Origin of the sequence: Cupriavidus sp. CuC1, from assembly GCF_044627735.1 — a bacterium.
Classification (GTDB): Bacteria; Pseudomonadota; Gammaproteobacteria; order Burkholderiales; family Burkholderiaceae; genus Cupriavidus; species Cupriavidus ulmosensis.
The window spans coordinates 57833-83034 of the sequence record NZ_JBIUHC010000021.1 but is presented as its reverse complement, the minus strand read 5'-3'; the positions used below and the strand labels follow the sequence as shown (position 1 = coordinate 83034).

Here is a 25202-nt window from a genome sequence, read left to right as displayed (position 1 = left end):
ACACCATGAAGAAGCCGGCAGGCGTTGCCGCCGGCTTCGCGTCACTCGGCGGTGATGCCGAAATCCTTGATGACCTTGCCCAGCCGTTCGTAGTCGGAGGCATTGATCTTTTCCAGCACGCCGGGCGCGCCGCCCACCGGCACCGCGCCGAAGGTGGCCATCTTTTCGGCGATGTCGGGCATCTTGACGATGTCGTTGAGCTGTTCGTTGAGCAGCTTCACCACATCGGCCGGCGTGCCCTTGGGCGCCATGACGCCATGCCATGCGCCCACGATGACGTCCCTGTAGCCAAGCTCGGACAGCGTCGGCACATTGGGCAGCAGCGGCGAGCGCTTCGGATCGGTCACGGCCAGCGCGAGCAGCTTGCCCGTGTTGATGTACTGGGCCACCGGCCCCAGCGTCACGTAGGCAAAGTTGACGTGGCCCGCGACGACGTCGTTGACTGCGGGCGCAACGCCCCGGTAAGGCACGTGCTGGATCTTCACGCCCGCCGCCCGGTTCAGCCATTCGCCGGCGATGTGCATGGGTGAGCCCGCGCCGGGGCTGGCATAGGTCAGCGGCTTGCCGGCCTTGGCCGCGGCCACCATCTCCTGCACGGTCTTGATGCCGGCACCCGGATACGCCACCAGCAGCACGGTCTGCGTGCCGGTCTGGATGACCGGGGTGAAGCCATGCAGTGCGTCGTAGCTGGAACTGGCAGGGAGCTTCAGCACCATCGGCGCCGTCGTGAACGGGTTCGGCGTGAACAACAACGTGTAGCCGTCGGCCGGCGCGCGGCCGACCATCGCGTTGCCAACCACGCCACCCGCGCCCGGCTTGTTCTCGACGATGACGGGCTGCTTGAGGCGCACCGACAACTTCTCGGCGTACATGCGCGCCATGGAGTCCGTATCGCCGCCCGGCGGATACGCCACGACGATCGTGACCGGCTTGACGGGATAGCCGAGCGCAAAGGCGCTGCCGCCTCCCAGGGCAATCGCGGCGAGCGCTGTGGCAAGGATGTGTCGGCGGGCAAGGTTCATCTACGGCTCCTGTGGGGGCGCTCCACTTCAGCGGGGAATGGCGTGGTGGGTGCGGGGTTAGGCACGGCTAAGGGACGAGAACGCATTCGATGTGCGTTTTATTAGCGAAACACTTGTTCAGGAGAGGAACATGCTAATCATCCTAGATCGCTCAAGTTGACTACTCAACTTGCGCTAATCCCCAATTGACATCTTCATTATTTACATGCCCAAAAAATGGGGGATCATGATGGGAAGGAGGCGCCACCCCGGAGTCCCTATGAGACAATCGGCTCCGCCCCCCCTGATCAGCCGCCGTCCGGCGGCATTTCTTGAAAGACATGGATCTGATGAAGCGCGCAGCCGGCACGGCAGATGACACCGGCGACACGGCAATGCCCCCGGAAACCGACTGCCCCTGGGCGGAACTGGACGAGCAAGGAAACGGGCTCGATGTCGACGACTTCCTGACGACGATGCTGAGCCAGCTGGTCAACGCCCTGCGGCGCACCGTCACGCTGCCCTATGCCGAGCAGTTCGCGCTAACGGTGCCCGAATGGCGCCTGCTGGCACTGCTGGCGCACGCGCGGCAGCTGCCCTTTGCGGAGCTGGTGCTGCAATCCACCTCGGACAAGGCGCTGGTGAGCCGCACGCTGCGGCTGCTGGAAGGCCGCGGGCTGGTGAAACTGGATGCCGAGGGCAACACCCCGCGCAAGAAGCTGATCTGCAGCATCACGCCGGCAGGCATGGCGCTGCATGAGCAAGTGATGCCGCTGGCCAGGAAGGGCCAGGCGGAGGTGATACGGCTGCTGGAGCCGGAGGAGCGCCGCGCGATGTACCAGGCGCTGAGGAAGCTGCACGGCCTGTGCGTGACGCCAGGGCGGAAGGACGCCATTCCGGGCGAGTAATGACGACCCGGCGGACGCTCGGTTGCGGCCAAGCCCGAGGCATTGGCCAAAGCCGCCGAACCGGCCAAAGCCGTGCGCCATGACGACGGCTGTCTGCGGTGGGGAGAGGGGTGGCTTAGCCAGGAGCCACTTGAAGCGGAGCCCTCGGATTTTTCCAGCACGACGGCGTAACGAGCGCCCGCCCTCTCCCACGGCTCCTCTCGCGCAAGTGGGAGAGGAGAGCAAACCGCCGCGAATTTGCGCAGCCTCGCACCGCCTCAGGCCTCGAGTTGCTCGAGCACCTTGCCCTTGGTCTCGATGCCAAGGAAGTGGATGGTCAACGCCGCCACGAACGGCACCGCGGCCAGCGCGTAGAAGGCGCTGCTGAGATTGCCCGAGCCGATGGTGCTGGCAACCAGCGTCGGCGCGAAGATCGCCGCCAGCTTCAGCCACGCGCCCCCGAAACCGCAGCCCATGGCGCGGATGCTGGTGGGGTACAACTCCGGCGTGTACACGTAGGCGGTGATAAAGCCGCTGGCCAGGAAGCCGAGCGCCAGCGCGCAGAGGCTGGCAACGACGTACACCGACTCCGCGTGGAACACACCAGCCAGCGCCAGCGACAACGCGCACAGGATGAACGAGACGTTGATCACTGGCTTGCGGCCCACCTTGTCGACGATCATCGCGCAGACCAGCGAGCCGATCACGCCGAGCACCGATGCGCCGGCGGCCAGGTTCAGTGCCAGTTGCAGCGGTGCGTGATACACCGTCTTGTAGATCGTCGGCAGCCAGGTCGACAGGCCGTACTGGATAAAGCCGCAGGTGGCCCACAGCATCCACACCGCCAATGTGCGTCCGATATAAGCCTTGCTCAGCAGATCCCGGACGCGCCGGCGCGGGTGCCTGCCAGTCATCGCATCGTAGGCGGACACATCGCCCAGCGGCGCCAGCGGCCCCTTGGCCCGGGACTCGAACACCGCGAGCGCGCGGTCCGCCTCGGCCAGCCGGCCCTTCTCGGCCAGCCAGCGCGGCGACTCGGGAATGGCCCGGCGCAGGATAAAGAACAGGATGACCGGGGCGCCGCCGATGAAATACATGACGGTCCAGCCGAACCTCGGCACCAGCCACGCGCCGACCGCGTTGGAGATCAGCAGGCCGATCGGGAACACCACCTCGTACAGCAGCACGAAGCGCCCGCGCCCGTGGGCACGCGTCACTTCGTTGATATAGGTGGCGGCCACCGGCAGTTCACCGCCCAGGCCAAGGCCCTGCACGATGCGCAGCAAGGCAAAGATCTCGAACGAAGGCGCGAAGCCGCAGGCGATGCTCATCAAGCCGATGATGCCCGCGCTCCAGCCAATCGAGTTCAGGCGGCCGAAACGCTCGGCGAGCGCCGGAAACAGCAGCGCGCCGATCAGTTGCCCGACTGAAGGCGCCGCGATCAGGAAGCCGATCTGGCCTGGCGTGAGCGACCACATCGAGATCAGCAGCGGCAGCGTGGCAGCAATGGCAATGACGTCGAAGCCATCGAAGAACGTGGCCAGGCCGATCAGCAGCCGTGCCCTGACATGCATGCCATTGCTGGGCAGGCGCTCGATGCGGGCGATGATCTCGCCCCGGGTAGTTGCCACGGGGGCGTCGGTGGCGCGCACGCCACCGCCTGCCGTGATGCTGCTGGATGGGGTCGCCACGCCCTCGGCGTTCGCATTGGCGAACGGGGCCTCTTGTCTCTGGATCAACACGGTGTTTCTCTTCTAAAGTATCCGAGGCAGGCAGCCGCCCCGCGCTGGCGCATTGCCGGCATTACCCGCCAATGGCCACCACCGTAGGCGCCGCAGTGGATGCGGCGCGCGGTGGCGCGCTTAGAGGTCCAGGACCAGGCGCTTGCCTTTGCAGCCTGACACGCAAACCATCATGGTCTGGTTCGACTCGCGCTCGCTCTTGCTGAGCACGCCGTCGCGGTGTTCGGGAATGCCTTCCAGCACACGCGTTTCGCACGAGCCACATACGCCTTCCTTGCAGCTGTGCTCCACGGCAATGCCCGCTTCGAGCAAGGCATCCAGCAAGGACTTGCCTGCGGGCACTTTCAGCTCGCTACCCGTGCTTGCGAGTGCCACGGTGTACTCGCCTTCCTGGACTGCCGCTACCGACGGGTCGGCGGCAAAGCGTTCGATATGCACTTCGGGGTAGCCGTGAGCGGCGCAGGCGGCTTCGAAGGCATTGAGCATCGGGCCCGGGCCGCAGCAGTAGAAGTGCGTGGTTGCCGCTTGCCCGGCCAGCAGCGCCGACAGGTCCGGCGGGCTGCCCGCCTCGTCGTCGAAGTGCATGCGCACCGCGTCGCCGTAGGCGGCCAGCTCGTCCGCGAAGGCCGCTTCCGCACGCGAACGCGCGCAGTAGAGCAATGTGAAGGAGCGCCCGAGTTCATGCAAACGACGCGCCATGCACACGATGGGCGTGACGCCGATGCCGCCGGCCACCAGCACCGTGTGGGCCGCGCCCTCTTCCAGCGCGAAGTGGTTGCGCGGCGCCGCCACGGTGAGCGTGCTGCCCACGCGCAGTTGCTCGTGCACGTAGCGCGAACCGCCGCGGCTTGCGCGGTCGAGCAGCACGCCCACCACGTAGCGGTCGCGCACTTCCGGCGCGCCGCACAGCGAGTAGCTGCGCACCAGGCCATTGCCCAGATGCAGGTCGATATGCGCGCCCGGCGCGTACTCGGGCAAAGCATGCCCTTGCGGATCGCGCAGTTCCACGCTGACAATGCCGTGCGCTTCGAAACGCATGGCCTGCACGCGCAGGTTCAGGGATTGGCTGGTACTCATGGCACTTCCTTCGGTTGCTTCGTATTGCTTCGTATTGCTTCGTGTTGCTTCGTGTTGCTTGTCTCGCCCGTGTTGCCTGTGTTGCCTGTACTGCTACGCCGTGCTCAGCGCTTTTCCGTCAGGAACTTGCCCTGCGGGCCGCCTGCGTTCTTCTGCCGGCGCGTATTGCCATCCAGGCCGCCTTCCACCGCCCACTCGGCGAACATGGTCGGGCCCGGCTCGAAATCGCGCGGCTCCCAGTCGGCGTCCAGCTGGTCCTCATCGGCGTAGTACTCGATCAGGCCGCCGGCCGGATTCTTGAAGTACCAGAAATACGCCGACGAAATCGGATGCCGGCCCGGGCCGAGCTGCGTATCCCAGCCGCTGCGCGACACATGCAGGCCGCCGCCGAACACCTCGTGGATGTCACGCACGGTGAAGGCCACATGGTTCAGGCCGCTCTTGGCCTGCGGCAACTGCAGCAGGAACAGGTCGTGGTGGCCGCCATCCGGCGCGCAGCGCAGGAAGGCGCCGCGGCCCGGATAGTGGTCCGACGGCACGAAGCCCAGCTTCTCGGTATAGAAGCGCTCGGTAGCGGCCACGTCCTTGACGAAGAACACCACGTGCCCTACCTCGATCGGCGTGGCGCGTTCGTAGATCGGGCTGCGCTGGTTCAGGCGCGGCTTGTCGTTCCATGTGTTCATGGCAGCGCACTCCACCTCGACGTCGTGCTTGCGGGTCAGCTGGAAACGCACGGCCAGGCCGTTGGGATCGATGCAGCCCACGCGCTCGCCTTGCTCGCCGCGCACGCCGTGCTCACCCGTGCTGACGAAGCCCGGCTCGGCGCGGATGGCATCCGCGATTCGGTCCAGCGCGGCTTGCGTATCCACGCCCCACACCACTTCGCGCAGCGTCGGGCCGTCTTCCATCGCCGCCGGCAACGCCGGGTCGTCGGTGCGGCGCACCAGCACGCGGCAGCCGTTGAGCGTTTCGAAATCCAGCCCGGCCGCATCCTCGCGCACCAGCGTGAGGCCCCAGTCGGCAAAGAAGCGCCGGCAGGCTTCCAGGTCGTCGGCACCGTAGACGATCTCGTCGATGCCCAGAATCGTATTCATTACCCTCTCCTGCTGTGTCGCTTTTGCAGCGTCCAATGTCGTCGTACTCACTTAGTTTGCCCACGGCAGTGGTTGTTCATGCATGCCCCAATACACGCTCTTCTGCTCCATGTACTGCAGGATGCCCAGTCGTCCTTTCTCGCGCCCCAGCCCGCTGTCGCGCCAGCCGCCGAACGGCGTCGAGATCGAGAACTGCTTGTACGTATTGATCCACACATTGCCGGCCTGCACCGCACGCGCAAAGCGCCAAGCGCGCTTGTAGTCGCGCGTCCACACGCCCGCCGCCAGCGCGTACACGCTGTCGTTGGCCTGCGCGATCAGGTCGTCCTCGTCGTCGAAGGCCATCGCCACCAGCACCGGCCCGAAGATTTCCTCCTGGCATACGCGGGCGCTGTTATCCAGCCCTTCGATGATGGTTGGCGTGTAGAAGTAGCCGTTCTCGCAACCCGCCACGGTGGGGCGCACACCGCCCGTACGCAGCTGGCCGCCTTCGGACACGCCGAGCGCCACATACGATTCGATCGAGTCGCGATGCCGGTCGCTAATCAGCGGCCCCATCTGGGTCCCCTCGTCGGCCGGATCGCCCACGCGCAGGCGCGCCGCGCCCGCTGCCAGGCGGTCCATGAAAGGCTCATACAAGGATCGTGCCACGAACAGGCGCGAGCCCGCGATGCACGACTCACCCGAGGAACTGAAGATGCCGTAGAGCACGCCGTTGACGGCATGGTCCAGGTCCGCATCCTCGAACACCATGGTGGGCGACTTGCCGCCCAGCTCCAGCGACACCGGCATCATCTTGTCGGCGGCGATGTGGGCGATATGACGGCCCGTGGTGGTGCCGCCGGTAAAGGACACGCGGCGCACCAGCGGGTGCTTGGTAATGGCGTCGCCGATCACCGAGCCCTTGCCCGGCAGCACGCTGACGAGGCCCTTGGGCACGCCGGCTTCCTCGCAGATGGCCGCGAGTTCCAGCGCCATGAGCGGCGTGATCTCGGCGGGCTTGATCACCACCGCGTTGCCGGCGGCCAGCGCGGGCGCCAGCTTCTGCGCCTCGCTGGCGATGGGCGAGTTCCACGGCGTGATTGCCGCCACCACGCCCATGGCTTCGTGCACGCTCATGGTGAGGAAATCACCACGAGCGGGCGTGAGCGTCTCCTCCAGCGTTTCGCACGCCGCCGCGAAGAACTGGAAGGTGCCGGCGGCGCTGGCCACCAGCGCGCGCGTCTCGCTGATGGGCTTGCCATTGTCCAGGCGCTGGCGCTGAGCGAGCGGCTCGGCGCGCGCGCGGATCAGGTCGGCCACGCGATGCAGCACGGCAGCGCGCTCGTGCGGCTTGCGTTGTGCCCAGCCGCTGGTGAGGAACGCGCGATGCGCGCCCTGCACGGCCTCTTCCACGTCGTCCAGGCTGGCCGCGTTCAGTTCCGCGACGACCTCGCCGGTAGCCGGGTAGCGCGTGGCGTAGCGCTCGCCGCCGCCCAGGCGCCACTGGCCTGCGATACAGATGGGGAGAATCTCTTGCTTCATGATGATTACCTTGCTGCGCCTGTTGGCCTGCTTAAATCGACATGGCGTGGGCACGGTTGCCCAGCGCACGCACCACGCTGAACACTGTCAACGCAGAAGTCTTGGGATTCGCTGCCAGCGGCTTGCCGCGCATGGTCAGCTCGAAACCACCGAAGGCGCCGCGCGCTTCCACGTGGTGCACGTTTTCATCCACGCCCGGATCCGCCAGCAGCTTGACCTGCGTGTGGTCCAGCCCGAGGCCGGCCATCGACAACGTGGCCGCCACGTTGGCGTTCTTCGGGTAGAGCCGCGCCGCTTCGCGTGCGGTGCCTTCGAAGATCACCGTGGCTTCGGTCAGCGCGGCAAGGTCGAACAGCGCCTCGGCCGGCGTGTCCTTCCACGCGCCGGGCGGCTTGCGCCCGGTGTAGACCACCGAGTCCAGCCCGCCCACGCGCGCTGCCGCCAGTGCGTCGATGGCGCCGATGGCGCCGGAGAGCAACTGCACTTGCGTGCCGCCGCGCCGTGCCGCCGCCTCCAGCCGCTCGGCCAGGCCCGGCTCGGAGAGCGCGCCCACCGACACCACCATGCAGGCGATGCCTCGCTCCAGCGCCGGCACGATGTGCTCTTCCAGCGCATGGTGGCCGGCGCACTCCACCAGCAGGTCAGGCCGTCCGTCCGCCTGGCTCAGGCAGGTGGCAACCCGTGCGTGCGGCGCCAGCGCCGAGACATCATGGCGGGCCTGGTCCATCTGGGCCTCGGGCACCACCACCACGTCGAACACCACGTCCGGATCGCTCTTGAGCAACTCGAGCACACCGCGCCCGATCGCTCCGCATCCCACCATCGACACGTGCAGCATGTTGTGTCTCCCTCAGGCGGTCACGGTGCTGCGTTCGACCGCGCGTGCGGTCTTCTCAGCGTCGGCGTCGGCTTCCTTGTTGACCGGCGGGCCTGCGAACGCGGTCTTGAAGGTGCCGATGGACAGCATGTCGATCTCCAGCAGGAACGGACCGGGTTCGATGGTGGCTTCTTCCAGTGCCGCACCAACGTCCGCCAGGTTGCTGACGCGGCGATGGCGCAACGCCAGCGATTGCGACAGTTGCGCGTAGTCCGGCGTATGCAGGTCCACGTAGTGGCGCCGTCCGCCGTACTGCGCGTCCTGGATGTTCTTGATCACGCCGTAGCCCTTGTCGTTCATCACCACGAAGACCACGTCGGCACGCTCCTGCACGGCGGTAGCGAGCTCACCCAGGTTCAGGATGAAACCGCCGTCGCCGGCCAGGCAGAACGTCTTCTTGCCGGATGCCGTGACAGCCGCGCCCACCGCGGCGCCGATGCCCATCGCCAGGCCCTGGCCGATGCCGCCGCCCAGCGCGTGCACGCCGGCACGAGAGTCGAAAATGCGCAGCTGGCGATTGCCCCAGGTGCTGTTGGAGACGGTGACGTCGCGCACCCAGTTGAAGTTGCGGCCAACGGCGCCTTGCAGCGCTTCGACCAGCGCCGAGTACGGGCCAAGGCCGTCGATCAGGCCACCCATGGCGGTCTCATGCGCGCGGCGCAGATCAGCGGCGAAGTTCGGGTCCACCTTGAGCTTGCCTTCCAGGCGATCGGCCAGGCCGTCGAGTGCCAGCGCTGCGTCGCCGCTGGCGAAGTAGTCGCTCTGGTAGCAGCGGCCTTCGGCGGAGGCATCGGCGTCCACGCGAAACAGCGGGCGCGGCAGCTTCAGTTCGTACTTCAGCGTTTCATTGCCGCGCAGGCGCGAGCCGACCACCAGCATGGCGTCGCAGGTCTGGTAGAACTGCTCCACCGGCTTGTGCAGGTTGAAGGCACCCAGCGAGCGGGGATCGTCTTCTGCCACGATGCCGCGGCCTTGCGTGCTGGTGACCACGCCAAAGCCCAGCGCCAGCAGGCGCTTGACCTGCGCGCCGGCGTGGCGTGCGCCGCCGCCCAGCCACAGCAGCGGGCGCTTTGCCTTGGACAGGCGCTCGGCCAGTTCGTCCAGCGCATGGGCCGACGGCACATGGGTGGGAATCGCCAGCGGGCGCAGGTCGGTCGGCATCGGGATCAGCGCGGCCTGGATGTCGATGGGGATTTCCACGCTGACGGGGCCGGTCGGCGCGGTCAGCGCGGTTTGCACGGCGAGCTTGATGGTGCTCAGCGCGGTATCGGCGCTGCGGATGCGGAACGCGGCCTTCGAGATGGCCTTCAGCATGGTCAACTGATCCGGCGCCTCGTGGATGTAGGCCAGGCTCTGGTCCAGGTACGGCGTTTCGATCTGGCCGGTCAGGTGCAGCAGCGGCGTGCCGGCGGTCAGTGCTTCGACCATGGCGCCGGCGGCGTTGCCCGCAGCGGTACCAGTGCTGGTCAGGCACACGCCGAGGCCACCGGTGGTGCGGGCGCAGGCGTCGGCCATATTGGTGCCGCCGGCTTCGCCGCGCGCGGGCACGAAGCGGATCTTGCCGCGCTCGCCCATCGCGTCGAGGATAGGCATGTTGTGGATCGAGATCACGCCGAACGCAGCCTTGACGCCGCATTGTTCGAGGAAGGCGGCGATGGCGTAGCCCACCGTGACTTGTTGCTGTTCGTTACGCATGACGGGAAAGTCCTCCGGAAATATCGATATGGCTGCCCGTGGTGTACGAAGACAACGGCGAGGCAAGGAACAGGATCGCGCGTGCGGCTTCCTGCGGCAGGCCAAGACGGCCAAGTTGAATATGTTTTTGCTGCGCCAGGCGCGCGGTCCACGCGTCCCAGTCGAGGTCGCGCTCGGCTTGCGGGCGCGCTTCGAAACGGCGGCGCCACTGCCCCGACTCGACCAGGCCGAGCAGGATGCCGTTGACGCGGATGCCCTTGGGGGCGAATTCGGTAGCCAGCGAGCGCACCAGGTTATGCACGCCGGCACGCGCTGCCGACGTTGCCACCATATGCGGCTCGGGTTGCACGGCCAGCAGCGAGTTCACGCAGACGATGGCGGCGCTGTCCGAGCGCTCCAGCTGCGCAAGGAACGCACGCGTGGCATGGATCACCGAGAAAAACTTGAGCTGCAATTCTTCGAGCCATGCCGCGTCCTCGGTATTCGCGAAGGTGGACACGCGGCCCTGCCCTGCGTTGTTGACCAGCATGTCGGCCGGGCCGAGCGCGGCCTCGCTGGCGGCGGCGAAGGCTGCCACCTGGGCAGGATCCAGCACGTCGCAGGCAGCTGCGTACAGGCGCGCATCGGGAAAGCGTGCGCGCAGGCCGCTTTCCGCTTCGCGCAGCCGCGCTTCGTTGCGCCCGCACAGCGCCACCGCGGCGCGCGACTCCAGCAGTTGTTCGACGGTGGCCAGGCCGATGCCCGAGGATCCACCCGTGACGACGGCAACCTTGCCGTCGAGTTCAATCATGGACATCGTCCTCACTCCCGATACAGGTTGACCACCTTGCCGTGTTCGCGCGGCCGGTAGTCCAGCAGGCGAGACAGCTCGCCCGCGGTGTCTCTGACTTTCTCTTCCATCATGTCCAGTTGCTCCGGATCGATGCGCGAGGCCGGGATGGTCACGCCGAGCGCGGCCACCACCTTGCAGCTGCGGTCACGCACAGGCGCCGCGATGGTCGAGATGCTGGCCTCGAAGAAGGCTTCCTGCAGCACCACGCCGCGTTCGCGGTCGCGCTGCACCATCTCGAACAGTTCTTCGACCGTGCCTGGCGTGCTGGGCGAGAACGCTTCCAGGCGCGGCTCGGGATAGAGCTGGCGCAACTCGGCCAGCGTCAGGTCCTCAAGCAGCACGCGCCCAAGCACGGTGGCGTGCGCCGGCAGGCGGGTGCCCACGGTGACCGAACTGCTGAACGGCGTGGGCGCCACCGACTTGGCCACATAGACGATCGAGCGGCCGTCGCGCACCACCAGGTTGCACGGGTAACGGATGTCGTCGCGCAACCGGTCCAGCAGCGGGCGCCCCAGCTCGGTGAGTTCCAGCGAAGCCAGGTACTCGAAGCCCAGGCGCAGCACGGCCATGCCGAGACGGTAGTCGCGCCCGCCGTCGGTGCGCTCGACAAAGCCCATCGACTCCAGCGTGGCCAGCAGGCGGAACACGGTTGAGCGCGGCACCTTGAGCCGGCGCGCCAGGTCGGCCGCCGACAGGGTACGGTCGCGCCGGCTGAACTCGGCCAGCAGGCGCAGGCCGCGTTCCAGTCCGGGCACGATGTACTTGTCCTGGGTGTCTTCCGACAGGCGTTCTTGCGTCATGAGTGGGCTCGTGTTTCAACTTGGCCGGCGCCTGGGCTGCAGCGCCGGCCGCGCGCGGTTCAGCGCTTGACCTTGGTAAGCGGATGCTCGGGCGGGTACGTCGGCGTGATCGGCTTCTTGGCGCCGAGCATCACGCACATCAGCGCGTCTTCCTCGCCGATGTTGATTTCCTCGCGGTACACGCCCGGCGGCACCGAGACCAGGTCGCGGTCGGTCAGGATGGTTTCGAATCGCTCGCCGTCCTTTTCCAGGATCAGCTTGATCTTGCCGCGCATGACGAAGAAGACTTCTTCCACGTCCGTGTGCAGGTGCGACGGGCCTTCGTGGCCGGCCGGGATGATCATGGTCGAGAAGGTGAAGTTCTCGGACGGCACGGTATTGGTGTCGGTGGCCACGCCGGTGCCGCCGGTGCCGAGGTAACGCATCTGCGCACGGCGATACTTGGGATCGTAATCAGCCTGGAACTTCAGTGCGTCCCAGTCGTAGCGGCGGGTGGAGAAACGCGCAACGCGGCTCTCCATCCACTGGTCAAAGGAAGCGCCGGACGGCTGCTCCCAGGAACGCTTGATGTTGTCTTGTTGGGAAAGATCGCTCATTTGGATTCCTTCTAGCTCAGTGCATGACGAAGCCGCCGTTGACGGCCAGCGTCTGGCCCGTCACGAAGCGGGACAGGTCGGAGAGGGCAAACAGCACGGCCCCGGAAACATCCTCGGGTAGCTGCTCGCGGGAAATCGCGCGTTGCTCGCGATAAAGGTCGCGCCTGTTCTGCGGCACGTATTCGGTGGCCTCCACCAGGGTCAGCCCCGGTGCGATGGCATTGACGGTGATCTGGTCGTCGCCCAGCTCGCGCGCCAGCGAACGGGTCATGCCGATGATGGCGCTCTTGCTGGCCACATACGCCAGCAGGTTGGGCGCGCCCCACAGCGGCGTGTCGGAAGCGAGGTTGATGATGGCGCCGCGGCCCGAGGCGCGCAGCGCCGGCAGGCAGGCGGTGGTCATCAGCCAGGTGCCGCGCACGTTGATGTTCATCACGCGGTCCCAGGTGGCGATGTCGATCGCGCTGGCGTCGCGGCCGCCGGAGTCGGTCACTGCGGCGTTGTTGACCAGGCCGTCCAGGCCGCCGAGCCCGGCCGCCGCGGCGGTGGCGCAAGCGGTCACCGATTCGGGGTTGCCCAGGTCGAGCACGAACGGCAGCACCTTCAGCCCACGGGCCTGCAACGCAGCCGCTTCCTCATGCAAGCGGTCCGCGAGGATGTCGGCCATGGCGACGGCGGCGCCGGCTTCGGCAATCGCGGTGGCAAAGGCCAGGCCAAGCCCGCGCGCCGCGCCGGTCACCAGCACGCGGCGGCCGGCCAGCAGGTTGTTGCGGTCGAGCTCAGGCATGGTTAGCCACCCCGCCCGCGCCTACGGGCTTCAACATGGCGACCGGCTCGTCGGCGACTTCCTGGTCGGCACGGCGGCGCAGCAGGCGGCGCACGCGGGTGATGCCGACATCGTGCTGGTACAGCGTTTCATGCTCACGCGCATTCGGCGCCATCATTTCCAGCACCATGCGGTCCTGCTCCAGCACGTCCCAGTGCAGGCCTTCCAGGCGGTTGCGGTACAGGAAGCGCCAGACATCGCGCTCCCAGCCTTGCACGTGACGGGTGCGCCAGAAGAACACCATGCAGTGCTCCTCATCCACCGGCGTGGCGATGCCGACGATGCCAAAGGGACCGCCCGGCCCCACCTTGGCGCGATAGGGAATCGCCAGGCGCAGCCACATCGTGCCGGTCTCGCCGAACTCCACCCAGTCGAAGTTCACGCCGCGCTGGCCGGTCTTCTCGAACACCAGGCCGGTGTCGGTCTCGCGCACGGCCATCACAGCCTGCTTTTCGCCGCTGGCCATCGAGTGCGACACCGCGTGCAGGTAGGCGCCGTGCATCGGGTCCATGACGTTGTCGATGGCGTAACGGTAGTTGCAGTCCCAGTGCGCCACGCACAGGAAATTGGTGTGCTCGTCGCTTTCCAGTTCTTCCGGCAGGCGCAGCGCATCGGCTTGCACCGGAGCGCGTTCACCGAACCACAGGAAGATGGCGCCGGCTTTTTCCTGCACCGGGTAGCTGCGCACGCAGGTCTTGCCTTCCAGCGGGCAGCTGTCCACGGCCGGCACGCTCTTGACCTGGCCATCGCCGCCCACTTCCACGCCGTGGTACCAGCATGCCACGCGATCGCCAAGGTTCCAGCCCATCGACAGGCGCGCGCCGCGGTGCGGGCAGCGATCTTCCAGCGCGTGCACCTGGCCTTCGCCATCGCGCCACAGCACGATGTTCTGGCCCAGGCGCGTGATGCCGATCGGTGCATGCGTGACCGCCCACGCGGCCGATACCGGATACCAGTAGTTATGCAGGCCGGTGTTCAGGCGCGCCTCAGCACGCGCTTGCTTGTTCGATTCCATTGTTTGCTCTCTTGCGGGTACCGGATTGGATCGCTCTTTCGAGGGGCGCCTTGTTACAGCCCTTCGCGGCGCAATCGCTTTGATGTTCTTGCTGCGTGCTGCCTCGTTCAGGCGCCCAGGCGGCGCATTTCGGCGAGGAAGCGCTCTTCGGTCCAGGCCTGGCCGTCCGCGCCCAGCAAGCCCGCCTGGTTGAACGAACGCACGATGTCTTCCGGGCTTTTCGCGCCGGCTTCGAAGGCGGCTTCCAGCGCATCGCCCAGCGCGTCTTCGTAGGCGGTGGGCACTGCGACGCGGGTCTGCCACACGATATTGGCCACCTTGCCGGGCTGCTCGATGTGGCCCTTGCCGGCGACATTGTTGGGAGCCGGGCGCTCCCAGGGCGCCAGATTCGGGTTGTATGCGAGGTTTTCCATTGCGCTACTCCTTTCCCTTATTGCCAACCGGCTAACCGAGCGTTTTGTTTCACCTATAAAACGCTGATTTAAATATTGAACACAGACACCACTATAGACAACGAAACTTCAAAAATTGACTGGGGTTTACCCGCTAGATAAGCCGATGCCACGGGAACGTGGCACGGCGTCGGCGCGGCGGCCTGAGGCGGGTGGGTACGACGGGACAGGATAGGGAAGATTAAGCCACGGCAAGCCCGTGGCGAATCCACTGCGCGACCCGGCCGGCCTGCTCCACATAGCAGGCATGCCCGGCATCCGGCACCAGCTCGAACGGCAAGGCGAAGCGCTCCGCCAGCGCCGCGCACCCGGGCGGCGGCGTCACGACGTCCAGCGCGCCGCATCCGACCCGCACACTGACGCCCTGCCCCCGGCGCCCGAGGTAATCGTCAATGGCATCGCCGCACAGCATCGCCACCGCCTGCCGGTAGCCGTCCGGATCCAGGCGACGCATATTCCAGCGCACCCAGGCCTGCGCATCGGCGCTGGCCGCGGCGCTCAGCAGGCGGCCGGGACCCCGCTCGGCCAGGCCTTCCACGCCCACGGCCGCGAGCGCATCGAGCCTCTGGCGCGCCACATCCCGTGCCTTGCCCTCCTTGCCGGGGCCGCCGTATCCCTGCGCCGGGCTAAGCAGCAGCAACTGCGCGGGCAGCAATTCCGGCCCTGCCTCGGCCACATAGGCGGCCGCCATCAGCGCGCCGAGCGAGTGCCCCACGATCACATCGGGCCGTACGTCCAGGGCGCGCATCAGGTCCTGCAGGCGCTGTGCGTAGTCGGCAGCCTTGGGCGCCGCAATGGGCAGGGCCTGCGAACTGCCATAGCCGGGCGCGTCCCACGCAATCACGCGGGCGTGTGCCGCCAGCAGGCTTGCGCACGGCAGCCAGGAGGCCGCGCCGGAACTGATGCCATGCAGCAGCACCACCACAGGCCCGCGGCTGCCGCCGCACCGGTAAGCGAGCTGCGCGCCGTCGCGGCCGTCCGCTATGCGCCGCTCGGTGAAGCCGGTATCGAGTGCGCGAAGCATCTCGGCAGCCGGCTGGGGTACCTGCGCTTGATGGTTTTGTTCCATATATGAAACCGTAGTTTGCGAATAAAACCTAAGAAATATAGACCGCCTGAATCTGGAAATTGATCCGGGTTAACCCCCTCCGAAAAAAAATTGCGCCAGGCCCGGCTCGGCGCCGATGTCGGAGCACCGCAGATCCCCTTTTTGGCGCAGCTGCCTTGCGCAGCCGTGCGTACCAATACAGGCGCGGCTCCCCGGCATGGCGGCGCGCGCGCGCGCCCTCGCTCTTGCGCAGCAAGGTGCTGCGACAAGGTGCACAGGCGTGCCGTTCTGGTGCAGGCCACTCGTCGCTTCTCCACATCACTAGGGATTACCCACCCATGTGTTTCCCGAAATGACCAGCTATATTTTGCTCGGTGTTTCTTATGTAGTCTGATGTTTTACCTATAAAACACAAGAAGCCGGAAAGTGCGCCAAGAAGCATGCATCGACCCGGCTCAGAGATGGCCTGACGAAGCGCTGCAACGCCAACCAAACGACATGGCGGCAAAGGAAAAGGAAGAGGAGTAGAACGATGAAACTTGGACGGATTGCACTGGCTGCCCTTGCAGCAGCAGTACCCATGCTGGCCTCGGCCCAATCGACGGTGACGCTGTATGGCGTCGTCGATACCGGCGTCGAGTATGTGAACAATGTTGGCGCGGCGAAGGACAACGTGTTCCGCGTGAACACCCTGACGGCCACGGTGCCGTCGCGCTGGGGCATCCGCGGCACGGAAGATCTCGGCGGCGGGCTAAAGAGCCTGTTCGTGCTCGAATCCGGCTTCGCCCCGGATTCCGGCACCTCCAACCAGGGCGGACGGCTGTTCGGCCGGCAAGCCTTGGTTGGGCTTTCCGGGCCCTGGGGCCAGGTCGCCCTGGGCCGCCAGTACACCATGCTCTTCTGGGCCACGCTGGATCCGGACATTCTCGGGCCCAACGTGTACGGCTCCGGCTCCCTCGACAGCTACCTGCCGAATGCCCGAGCCGACAACGCCATCTCCTACAAGGGCACGTTCGGCGGTTTCACGCTGGGCGCCACCTATAGCATGGGCCGCGACACGGTAAACGCGGGCCCGAGCCCGGCCGGCACCAACTGCGCGGGCGAGAATGCGGCCGACAGCAAGCAATGCCGCGAATGGTCAGCCATGCTCCAGTATGACAACAAGTGGTGGGGCGTGGCCGCGGCCTATGACTCGCTGCGCGGAGGGCCTGGCGCGTTTGGCGGCCTGACCAAAAGCAGCCTGACGGACGACCGGCTCTCGCTCAACGGCTACGTGCTGCTGTCCAAGACCAAGATGGGCCTGGGCGTGATCCGCCGCGACAATGACGGCAGCCCGACGCCGCGCAGCGACCTCTGGTACGCGGGCCTGGCGTATGACATCACGCCCGCGTTCACGCTGGCCGGCCAAGTCTACTACCTCAAGTACCACAACAGCGCCAACAAGGCGATGCTGTACGCGCTGCGCGGCACCTACGCCTTCTCCAAGCGCACCTCCGTGTACGCCACGGCTGGCTTCATCGACAACGGCGGCCAACTCGCCCTGTCGGTCAGCGGCGCCCAGACGGGTTCCAACCCGAAGCCGGGCGGCAATCAGCTGGGCACGATGATCGGTATCAAGCACACGTTCTAAGCGCCGGCGCGTCGCTGCGCGGCACCGGCGGGCATGCGGCGCGCAACGCGCAGCATGCCCGCACGAAGTCAATCTGGAGGCGTTTCCCTATGAAGCTCGCAACTCGCAACCTGTTTGCTGCCATCGCGACCACGACTGCCATGACGGCAGGCGGCGCCTGGGCGCAGGCCTACCCCACCAAACCCATCACGCTGGTCGTTGCCTACCCGGCCGGCGGCGACACCGACGTGCTGGCCCGCCTGCTCGCCGAAAAGCTTTCGGCGCGCCTGCGCCAGTCCGTGGTGGTCGAGAACCGCACCGGCGCCGCCGGCACGATCGGCAGCTCGTACGTCGCCAAATCCGCTGCCGATGGCTACACCTTGCTGGTCGCGCCCAACACCGTTGCGATCGCGCCGCTGGTGCTCAGAAACGGCACGGGCGCCAGCTACGACGTGCGCAGCGATTTCACGCCGGTTGCCCAGCTTGGCGTGCAGTCGCTGTTCGTGGTCGTCAACAAAGGCACGGGCATCACCAAGCTGCCCGAGCTGGTTGCGCGCGCCAAGGCGGGTACGCTGCAGACCTACGCGACGCCCGGCAACGGATCGCCCATGCACATTCTTGGCGAGCTGTTCAACAAGGCCGCGGGCGTGAATATCGCGCAGGTGCCATATCGCGGCACCGCACCAGCGGTGGTCGACGTGCTCGGCGGGCAAGTGCCGATGACGTATTCCACGCTGGGCGCGGTGGCGCAGTACATCGGGACGGGCGCGATCGTGCCGCTTGCCGTGGCGGACATGAAGCGCTCGCCGTTCGCGCCGAACGTGCCGACGCTCGCGGAGCTAGGCTACAAGGATGTGGAGGTGGGCGCGTGGCAGGCGCTGCTGGCGCCGAAGGGACTGCCGCCGGAGCTGGTGAAGACGCTGAATACGCACGTCAACGACATCCTGAAAATGCCTGACGTGGTGGCGCGCATGGCAACCATCGCCATCACGCCCGTTGGCGGCGAGCCCGCTGCGCTAAGCAAGCTGATCGCGTCGGACTCGACACGCTACGCCAAGATCGTCAAGGAGTTCGGCATCCAGGCCGATTGATGAACTAACGCGTTGATCCTGTGCCCGGCAACGGCGTCCGGTTTCCCGAGCGGGAACCGGACGCCGATTGCTTTTTAGCGCGCCCTAGCGCTGCCCGAAACTGGCATCGATGAACAGGTCCTTGTACTCGCGCGGCTGCGAGCGCCAGTATTGCTTCGGCGCATGCACCTGCGCGCCAAGCTTGGCCGCCGCATGCCACGGCCAGCGCGGATCGTAGAGCATGGCGCGCGCCAGCGACACCGCATCGGCTTCGCCGTTGGCAATGATGGCTTCCGCCTGCTCCGGCTCGGTGATAAGCCCCACCGCGATGGTCGGCAAGCCCACCTCTGCCTTGACCCGCTGCGCGTAAGGCACCTGGTAGCCCGGCCCCAGCTTGATCGCCTGTGCCGGCGAAACGCCGCCGGTGGTCACATGGATGGCCGCGCAGCCACGTGCCTTGAGCGCGTTCGACAGCGCGATCGTGCCTTCGATATCCCATCCGCCGGGCACCCAGTCGGTGGCCGAGATGCGGGCCCAGACCGGCTTGTCCGCGGGAAACGCCGCGCGCACGGCGTCGAACACCTCGATGGGAAACCGCATGCGGTTCTCCAGGCTGCCGCCGTATTCGTCATCGCGCTTGTTCGCCAGCGGCGACAGGAACTGATGCAGCAGGTAGCCATGCGCCATGTGGAGCTCGATGCCATCGAGCCCGAGGCGTGCCGCGCGGATGGCCGCGGCCACGAAATCGTCCCGCACGCGGTCCATGCCCGCGCGGTCCAGCGCCATCGGCGCGTCCTCGCCCTCGGCATGCGGCACGGCGGATGGCGCCAACGTCTTCCAGCCCAGCGGCTGGTCCGGCCGGATCTGGCTGCCGCCCTCCCACGGGGCGTGGCTCGATGCCTTGCGCCCGGCATGCGCCAGCTGTATCGCCAGCGCAATCGGCGAATGCGCCCTGACAGCCTTGATCACCTTGCCGAGCGCCGCCTCGTTCGCATCCGAGTACAGGCCGAGATCTCCCGGCGTGATGCGCCCTTCCGGCGACACGGCCGACGCCTCGATGATCAGCATCGCGGCGCCGGACAACGCGAGCTGGCCGAGGTGGATCATGTGCCAGTCGGCCGCCGAGCCTTCCTCGGCCGAGTACTGGCACATGGGCGCGATCACGATGCGGTTTTCCAGCCGTAGATTGCCAATCGAAAAGGGTTGGAATAACTGACTTTCACTCATGGGAGAGACTCCTTGCTGTCTGTGGCGCCGGCTTGCGGCATGCATGGCTTTGCATTCTAGAACGCCTGGTTTTTTTGCGTCGTCGCGCCATTTCAGTGCGCAGCCACCGCAAGCGGCGCGCGCCGGGTAACGAGATCGGCGATCAACGCCAGGCCCAGCGCCGTGGCGCCGCACAGGAAGATCAGCGCGTAGTTGTTGTGGGACAGCGTGAACAGGTACGAGTAGCCGTAGCCGCCAAGCGCCTGGAACAGCGCGAAGGCCGTGGTGGCGCGGCTCCACGCGGCGCGCTGCTCGGCATGGTCGTGCGGCACCATCTCGTGGATGCGCCCAAGCACAAGCGGCACGATGCCGGGCGTAAACAGGCCCAGCACCACGGTGGCGACGCCGACCAGGATCGGGTTGCCCGACAAGGCAAGCGTACCCACGGCAATCGCTTGCAACAGCAACGCGAGGCGATAGGCCGGGCCAAAGCCAATACGGTCGGCCACGTTGCCGCACACCAGGGGGCCGGCGATGGCCGCGACACCATACAGGACCCAGTAGCCGGCGCCGATCTCTGCGCCCCGGCCGAGGCCGCGCGCCACATAGTCGACCAGCAGCACCATGGCGGGCACCAGGCCCAGCGCGTTCGCGGCGTACTGGCCGTACAACACGCGCATGGCGGTGTTCTCGCGCTTGGCCGGCCGCGCATTCACGCTGGACGCTGGCACTGCCGGCGCCGCCGGTGCCCCGCCCGGCCAGCCAAACCAGCTCACCGCGGTGAGAATGGCCGCGAACACGCCCAGGCCAATCCACGTGTCCTTCAAGCCCAGTTGCAACAACCTGGGAATGATGGTGCCGGAGGCAGCAATGCCCAGCCCGAGCCCCAGGAAGATCATGCCGCTGGCAAAGCCGCGCCGGGCGGCCGGGATATGCGGCAGGATCGTGGTGGCTACCAGCACCATGATGGCGCCGCCGGACACGCCGGAGGCAAAGCGCCAGACAAAGAACCAGCTCACCGACAGCGGATACGCGCAGGCGAAGAAGGCGGCGGAGGCGATCATCATCAACAGGCGCAGCGCGTTACGGTTCGACAGTGCCGTGGCGATCGGACGGCCAAGCAGTGCGCCGGCGAGGTAGCCGGCAAAGTTTGCCGCGCCCAGCGTCACCGCCTGCGATGACGTGAACCAGTGCGCGTGGATCAGCGGCGGGATCAACGGCGTGTAGGCGAAGCGCGCCAGGCCGATGGCGACCAGGCTTGCGCACAGGCCGGCAAGGGTGGCGTACAAGGCGCGGGCATCGAGTGTGGATGCCGTGGGACCGGGGAGCGTTGCGGTGTGCTCGGACATGATGCATTCCTGCGGATTCGGTGTGGTATTTGTGTTGGTATTTGTGTGCTTGTGCTTGTGCTTGTGCTTGTGCTTGTGCGGGATCATGCCGAGCGTGGCCCGTCGGGCAACGGCGGCAGGCCAAGCAGGCTTAGCGCCGGCGCGACGGGCCCCGTCAGCAGCGCGCGTTCCGGGCGGACCCGGGCCAGGACCCGCACGCCGAGCAACACCGCTAGCAGATGCGCGGCCGCGTCCGCTGCCGGCAATACCACGGGGATCTCGCCGCTCGCCTGCCCCGCTTGCATGCAGCGCTGGAAAAAGTTCTGGATCTGTGTGAGTTCGTCGGCGATGCCTTTCCGGCAGGCTTCGTCGCCGGGTGTGGACTCCACGGCGGCATTGACCAGCATGCAGCCGCGGTGCCGTACGTCCGCGACCGAGCGCTCGATGATCTCGCCAAAGAATGCCGTAATCGCGCGGCCGGGCGATTGCGAGGACTCCAGCCGGGTGATGCGCTCACGCAAGGTGCGCTCGAGGTAGTGCTCCAGCGCGCGCAGGAACAAGCCGCGCTTGTCGCCGAAGGCGTTATACAGGCTGGGCTGGGTCAGACCCGTGCATTTGACGAGATCCCGCGTGGATGTGGCCTCGAAACCATTGGCCCAGAACGCGTCTCCCGCGGCCTCCAGCACCTGCTGTTCATTGAATTCGCGTGGTCGCGCCATGGTTGCTCCAGCTTGCCTGACTCGTTGGGTGGGGCGGATACATTCTGTATCACACGATACAGAACTGATTATATATCGGACGATACAGAACGCAAGATGAAATGCGAGGGTGAGCCGCGAGCGAACCGGATCGGAGGGTGTTTTCATCAAATGATCATGTCCCTGGGCCCGGAGGCGGCAGGCAAAGCGCAGCACACTCCACATGGTGCGCGCTCAACCCCTGGGCCTTCCGCGTTTTCCAAGCGCGCTTGGATCATTTGATCAAACGCCATGTGCGACTTGATCATTCCGGGCAGCGTTCGCCGCACCTTCTCGCGTCGCGCGGGCATTCCCTCCCCGCCCGCGCAGGTCCTGTCACGCCACCGCCGCACTGGCATGCCGCATGCAGTAACAGCGCATGGCCGGGCAGGCAGCGACATCTGGGGCAGGCAATGGAACGGAGCGGGGAAGGCAGGCAGGAGCCGCCGCTTGGCGCACATCTCGTCACGCCACGTTGTGGCTACAGCCACCATGGCATCTACGTGGGCAACGGGAGGGTGATGCACTATGCCGGGCTGTCGCGCGGCTGGCTGCGCGGTCCGGTGGAAGAACTGGGGATGGCCCTGTTCGCCGCTGGCCATGTCATCGAGGTCAAGGCGGTCCCGCTAACGCCCGCTGTTGGCGAGGAGGCGGTCAGCCGTGCCCGCTCGCGCCTGGGCGAAAACCGCTATCGCCTGCTGACCAACAACTGCGAGCATTTCTGCGCGTGGTGCCTTTACGGGGAGAGCCGCAGCGAACAAGTCCAAGGCTGTCTTGAGCATCCGTGGCGTGCGCTGCGTCTGCTTGGGGGCTTTGTGGCGATGTGGTGGCGCAACGCGCAGGTGGCAGGGGGGCAGGCGATGCTCAGCCCAGGCTGGCGGACGCCAATTGCGGCCTGGACCGGCCACCGGTGACCAGGTCGATCGCGGCGAGCACGTCCGCGATCTCAGGTACCACGCCGCGGGCGCCCACGGAGACGGACTGCCCCGGGGTGTTGATGCCGAAATGCTCGCTGTCGGTGACTGTGAACAGCATCACAGACGGCTTGCCCAGCGCATCGGCCAGGTGCACGAAGCCGGTATCGGTGCCAACGACCAGCGCGGCGGCGTCCACCCGCTGCGCGCATTCGGTGATGGTCATGCGCGGCAAGACTTCGGCGCCGGGAATCTCCGCTGCCAAGGCTTCGGATTGCTCGCGCTCGGAGGGCGAGCCCCAGGGCAACTGGATCTTGTAGCCGCTCTCGGTGAGCGTGCGGCCGACCGAGATCCAGCGCTGCGCGGGCCATTTCTTGGCCTCGACGGAGGTCGCGTGGAACAGCATCGCGCGCGGCACGCCATCGACGTTGAGCGGCGCGGCGGGCGCGGGCACGCGCAGCGCGTAATGCTCGACGGGATCCAGCGGATAGCCGAGCGCGTTGGCCACCACCATGCGCATCTTGTGGCGCGCGGTGGCGTCGCCATGCGGCCCGAAGATCTGCGTGTAGGCGAACACGGCACGCGCCTCGCCAAGGTACTCGGCGGCGTAGCCCAGGCGCCGGCTGGAGCGCGCGAGCCAGGCCACGATGGCGCTCTTGTACACGCCGTGCACGTCCACCACCACATCGTACTTCTCGCGCCGCAATGCCCACAGCGCGCCAAAGATGGCACGCAGGTCGGCCCAGCTGCGGGATTTCTTGAAGCCGCGCAGCGGCGGCGCGATCACGCGATCCACGCCCACGGCCCAGCGCGGAATATCGGCACACGACGCATCGGCCACCCAGTCGATCTTGGCCTCGGGATAGGCGCGCCGCAGGTCTGACACCAACGGCAGCGTGTGCACCATATCGCCCAGCGAGGTGATCTTGATGAGGAGAATGCGTTTCATGGAAATGGAAAATCGGGTTGCGGACGGGTCTCGCCGGCTGGCAGCGAGGCCGTAGTATGCACCAGCCCCATGGGCGGCGCACCAATTTGCAAGCCCGGCGGCAGTCTGGCATGGGGTTCGCGCAGCACCCGGCGCCAGCCAGCTACATCCGCTGCCCGCCGCCTCCCGTCAGGCCAATCAGCCCTCTGCGGCCAACTCAGGCCCAGGCGGCAGCGCTAGCCACCACGGTGGCGAAGCGGTCATGCAGCGCCGCCAGCGAGTTACGGTGGATCTCCGCCGCCGAGAGCGGCGCCCCGCCCAGCGGGTCAGGCAGGTCGCGCGTGGCGCAGGCCGATGCCACCACCGTGCTGCGATAACCATGATCGAGCGCCGAGCGCACCGTGGCGCTGACGCACATATGCGTCTGGAAGCCCGCCACGATCAATTCCTTGCGCCCAAGCTTGTCCAGCATGGCGGCCAGCGTGGTGCCGGCGAAGCTGTTGGGCAGGCCCTTGACCACGGTATGTTCGCCGCCAAGCGGCTCCAGCCCTTCGATGATGGCCGCATAGGGGCCCTCGGGATCGAAGGCGCCGCCGCTGCCGGCCCGCCCGTGATGCACCACGTGCACCACCGGGCTGCCGTGGCGGCGCGCCAGCGCCAGGAGCTCGCCGCAGGCCGCGATGGCACCGGGCATGCCCACCAGCGGGAGCTTGCCGTCAACATACTCGCGCTGGTGGTCGATCAGCACCAGCGTAGCGGCCTCCCACGCCGAAGGAAGGCGCCTGGCGCCGGCAAGGTCGAGCAGGGTAAAGGGTGTGGCCATCATGGCTCCTTTTGCTTGTGCGTCAGGTATTGGAAACGGCTCCGGGATTCGTGGGCAGGCGCCACGAGGGCGACTACCATGCAAGCGATGATAAGCCGCGCTATGCTGTTCGCCAATTCTCAACTGGCTCACATCCATTGTGCAAAAACGTTCACTCCACTGGGACGACCTGCTGACCCTGTCCACGCTGATCCGCACCGGCAACTATTCGGCCTGCGCCCGCGAGCTGGAGGTCACGCACGCCACCGCGATCCGCCGCATCCGGCGGCTGGAGACAGCCCTTGGCAAGCCCGTGGCAACCCGCACCAATGGCGCGTTCGCGCTCTCGGCGGCCGGCCGCTCGGCGCTCGCCGCGGCGCAGCAGATGGAGAGTTCGGCGCAGCGCTTGCTGCGCGAAGTGGAGGATGCCGGCAGCGGTGTCTCCGGCGTGGTCAGCATCGCCTGCACCGCGGCGCTCGGCAGCCACTTCCTGACACCACGCATGTTCGGGCTTTATCGCGCGCACCCGCAACTTGAGGTCAGGCTGGAAACGGACAACCGCATCGCCAGCCTGGCGCGGCGCCGCGCCCACATCGCGGTGCGGCTGGCGCGGCCTCAGGAAAGCGACGCCATCGCGCAGCGCGCGGGCAGCATGGGCTTTGGCCTGTATGCGCCGGTACGGCCGGCCGACGCCGGCCCGTGGCGCGAGCAGGATCTCGCCGCCGCGCCATTGTGCGGCCTGCTGGACGAAGGCCTGGCGCTGCCGGAATCCGAATGGACGCGCACACTGGCAGCGCGCACGGGGTTCCAGTCGAACAACCTGCTGGCCGTGCGCGAGGCGATTCGCCGCGGCCTGGGCATCGGCCTGCTGCCGCACTACCTGGCGCGGGACGATACCCGGCTCGCGCTGGTGCGCGAGGTGCCGGAGGTGGTACGGGAGATCTGGCTGGCTTATCCGCAGGAGTTTCGCGGCGCTTCCCGGTTCCGGCCCGTGATCGACTGGCTGGCCGGGGAATTGCGGCAATGCCCGTGAGCCACGGAACCTGTTGAAAACGCAGAGGCAGGCAGTATAGTTGCCTGAAGCATGCCCGCCCCACGGGCTCGCGCACGGTGCTGTCGGCAGGCCGCCACCGGCCGCCGAT

24 protein-coding genes are annotated in these 25202 nt (G+C 66.9%); 5 read left to right on the top strand and 19 right to left on the bottom strand.

The window, feature by feature from the left end; translation table 11 throughout:
* Positions 1-41 precede the first annotated feature (41 nt).
* Positions 42-1022 (bottom strand): Bug family tripartite tricarboxylate transporter substrate binding protein, encoded by a 981-nt coding sequence (locus tag ACGLHR_RS12115; RefSeq protein WP_400094039.1) that lies wholly within the window; start codon positions 1020-1022, stop codon positions 42-44.
* Positions 1023-1351: 329 nt separating this feature from the next.
* On the opposite strand from ACGLHR_RS12115, the gene ACGLHR_RS12110 reads away from it, so the two are divergent.
* On the top strand, positions 1352-1909 hold the full coding sequence (locus ACGLHR_RS12110; RefSeq protein WP_400094054.1) for a MarR family winged helix-turn-helix transcriptional regulator: 558 nt from the start codon (positions 1352-1354) through the stop codon (positions 1907-1909).
* Positions 1910-2166: 257 nt separating this feature from the next.
* Here the strand turns inward: ACGLHR_RS12110 and ACGLHR_RS12105 are convergent, their stop codons facing one another.
* From ACGLHR_RS12105 to ACGLHR_RS12045, 13 genes are all read right to left on the bottom strand, one after another.
* The gene (locus ACGLHR_RS12105) at positions 2167-3462 is read right to left on the bottom strand and encodes an MFS transporter (RefSeq protein ID WP_400094052.1); all 1296 of its coding nucleotides are present in this window, start codon (positions 3460-3462) and stop codon (positions 2167-2169) included.
* Between the two features lie 288 nt (positions 3463-3750).
* Positions 3751-4707, bottom strand: coding sequence for a PDR/VanB family oxidoreductase (locus ACGLHR_RS12100; RefSeq protein ID WP_318231339.1), 957 nt, complete (start codon positions 4705-4707; stop codon positions 3751-3753).
* A gap of 104 nt (positions 4708-4811) precedes the next feature.
* Positions 4812-5801: a VOC family protein gene (locus ACGLHR_RS12095; RefSeq protein ID WP_400094037.1), complete on the bottom strand. Its 990-nt coding sequence runs from the start codon at positions 5799-5801 to the stop codon at positions 4812-4814.
* A 51-nt stretch (positions 5802-5852) separates the two neighbouring features.
* The gene (locus tag ACGLHR_RS12090) at positions 5853-7325 is read right to left on the bottom strand and encodes an aldehyde dehydrogenase (RefSeq protein ID WP_400094036.1); all 1473 of its coding nucleotides are present in this window, start codon (positions 7323-7325) and stop codon (positions 5853-5855) included.
* Positions 7326-7356: 31 nt separating this feature from the next.
* Positions 7357-8163, bottom strand: a complete 807-nt coding sequence (locus ACGLHR_RS12085; RefSeq protein ID WP_318231341.1) for an aspartate dehydrogenase — start codon at positions 8161-8163, stop codon at positions 7357-7359.
* Between the two features lie 12 nt (positions 8164-8175).
* The gene (locus tag ACGLHR_RS12080) at positions 8176-9897 is read right to left on the bottom strand and encodes a thiamine pyrophosphate-binding protein (RefSeq protein WP_400094035.1); all 1722 of its coding nucleotides are present in this window, start codon (positions 9895-9897) and stop codon (positions 8176-8178) included.
* A complete protein-coding gene (locus tag ACGLHR_RS12075; protein ID WP_400094033.1) occupies positions 9890-10693 on the bottom strand; it encodes an SDR family oxidoreductase in 804 nt (267 codons plus the stop codon). Before ACGLHR_RS12075 ends, ACGLHR_RS12080 begins: the two co-directional genes overlap by 8 nt.
* A gap of 5 nt (positions 10694-10698) precedes the next feature.
* Positions 10699-11529 (bottom strand): IclR family transcriptional regulator, encoded by an 831-nt coding sequence (locus ACGLHR_RS12070; RefSeq protein WP_400094032.1) that lies wholly within the window; start codon positions 11527-11529, stop codon positions 10699-10701.
* 59 nt (positions 11530-11588) lie between these two features.
* A complete protein-coding gene (locus ACGLHR_RS12065) occupies positions 11589-12125 on the bottom strand; it encodes a cupin domain-containing protein (protein WP_006157660.1) in 537 nt (178 codons plus the stop codon).
* A 16-nt stretch (positions 12126-12141) separates the two neighbouring features.
* Complete coding sequence (locus ACGLHR_RS12060) at positions 12142-12912, bottom strand: SDR family oxidoreductase (protein WP_400094030.1); 771 nt, start codon at positions 12910-12912, stop codon at positions 12142-12144.
* Entirely contained in the window at positions 12905-13966 is a 1062-nt protein-coding gene (locus tag ACGLHR_RS12055) for a Rieske 2Fe-2S domain-containing protein (protein ID WP_400094028.1), read from the bottom strand. Before ACGLHR_RS12055 ends, ACGLHR_RS12060 begins: the two co-directional genes overlap by 8 nt.
* Before the next feature lie 107 nt (positions 13967-14073).
* The gene (locus ACGLHR_RS12050; protein ID WP_267603731.1) at positions 14074-14379 is read right to left on the bottom strand and encodes a recombinase-like helix-turn-helix domain-containing protein; all 306 of its coding nucleotides are present in this window, start codon (positions 14377-14379) and stop codon (positions 14074-14076) included.
* Between the two features lie 220 nt (positions 14380-14599).
* Positions 14600-15487 carry an alpha/beta fold hydrolase gene (locus ACGLHR_RS12045; protein ID WP_400094026.1) on the bottom strand — a complete coding sequence of 296 codons (888 nt, stop codon included), beginning with the start codon at positions 15485-15487 and terminating at the stop codon, positions 14600-14602.
* A gap of 511 nt (positions 15488-15998) precedes the next feature.
* Here ACGLHR_RS12045 and ACGLHR_RS12040 point away from each other — a divergent pair.
* Positions 15999-17096 (top strand): porin, encoded by a 1098-nt coding sequence (locus ACGLHR_RS12040; RefSeq protein ID WP_267603734.1) that lies wholly within the window; start codon positions 15999-16001, stop codon positions 17094-17096.
* An 89-nt stretch (positions 17097-17185) separates the two neighbouring features.
* A complete protein-coding gene (locus ACGLHR_RS12035) occupies positions 17186-18166 on the top strand; it encodes a Bug family tripartite tricarboxylate transporter substrate binding protein (RefSeq protein WP_400094023.1) in 981 nt (326 codons plus the stop codon).
* Between the two features lie 84 nt (positions 18167-18250).
* On the opposite strand, the gene ACGLHR_RS12030 is transcribed toward ACGLHR_RS12035, so the two are convergent.
* From ACGLHR_RS12030 to ACGLHR_RS12020, 3 genes are all read right to left on the bottom strand, one after another.
* Positions 18251-19372, bottom strand: a complete 1122-nt coding sequence (locus tag ACGLHR_RS12030) for an NADH:flavin oxidoreductase/NADH oxidase (RefSeq protein ID WP_267603735.1) — start codon at positions 19370-19372, stop codon at positions 18251-18253.
* Positions 19373-19464: 92 nt separating this feature from the next.
* On the bottom strand, positions 19465-20700 hold the full coding sequence (locus tag ACGLHR_RS12025) for a YbfB/YjiJ family MFS transporter (protein WP_400094022.1): 1236 nt from the start codon (positions 20698-20700) through the stop codon (positions 19465-19467).
* Between the two features lie 83 nt (positions 20701-20783).
* Entirely contained in the window at positions 20784-21398 is a 615-nt protein-coding gene (locus ACGLHR_RS12020) for a TetR/AcrR family transcriptional regulator (protein ID WP_400094021.1), read from the bottom strand.
* A gap of 431 nt (positions 21399-21829) precedes the next feature.
* Between ACGLHR_RS12020 and ACGLHR_RS12015 the strand changes: the two genes are divergently transcribed.
* Positions 21830-22330 (top strand): lecithin retinol acyltransferase family protein, encoded by a 501-nt coding sequence (locus tag ACGLHR_RS12015; RefSeq protein ID WP_400094020.1) that lies wholly within the window; start codon positions 21830-21832, stop codon positions 22328-22330.
* Here ACGLHR_RS12015 and waaC read toward each other — a convergent pair.
* Positions 22281-23279, bottom strand: a complete 999-nt coding sequence (waaC, locus tag ACGLHR_RS12010; RefSeq protein WP_267603738.1) for a lipopolysaccharide heptosyltransferase I — start codon at positions 23277-23279, stop codon at positions 22281-22283. The genes ACGLHR_RS12015 and waaC overlap by 50 nt on opposite strands.
* A gap of 196 nt (positions 23280-23475) precedes the next feature.
* A complete protein-coding gene (locus tag ACGLHR_RS12005; protein WP_400094051.1) occupies positions 23476-24081 on the bottom strand; it encodes a cysteine hydrolase family protein in 606 nt (201 codons plus the stop codon).
* A gap of 139 nt (positions 24082-24220) precedes the next feature.
* Between ACGLHR_RS12005 and ACGLHR_RS12000 the strand changes: the two genes are divergently transcribed.
* A complete protein-coding gene (locus ACGLHR_RS12000) occupies positions 24221-25093 on the top strand; it encodes a LysR family transcriptional regulator (protein ID WP_400094018.1) in 873 nt (290 codons plus the stop codon).
* Positions 25094-25202: the final 109 nt, after the last annotated feature.